This is a genomic window from Blastococcus sp. CCUG 61487, assembly GCF_005222955.1.
GTDB lineage: Bacteria > Actinomycetota > Actinomycetes > Mycobacteriales > Geodermatophilaceae > Blastococcus.
Window position 1 is genome coordinate 1 of the sequence record NZ_LWUA01000164.1, and the last position, 275, is coordinate 275.

General features: G+C 79.6%; 1 protein-coding gene. It reads right to left on the reverse strand.

All coding sequences use genetic code 11. The features are described from left to right. Positions 1-221, reverse strand: a 221-nt coding sequence (locus A6V29_RS09340) for a carboxyltransferase domain-containing protein (RefSeq protein ID WP_212719177.1), incomplete at its 3' end; no start/stop codon positions are given. Positions 222-275 lie beyond the last annotated feature (54 nt).

Here is a 275-nt window from a genome sequence, read left to right on the forward strand (position 1 = left end):
CCGGCGTCCGCCGGGCGCAGCCGGCGCAGCGCGGCGACGTCGAGGTCCGTGGGCGGCCGGTCGAGCACGACGAGCACGGTGCGCGCGGCCGGCACCAGCTCGCGCTGCCCCGGCAGCGGGGCGCCGCTCAGGGCGCGGCGCACGGCGGCCACCCCGGCGAGGTCGGCGACCTCGACCAGGAGCGCGCGGTCGCCGTAGGGCAGCACCCGGATCCCGTCCACCCGACCATGATCGGGCACGGCCCACCGACCCCTCCGGACTTCCGGTGCAGGAAG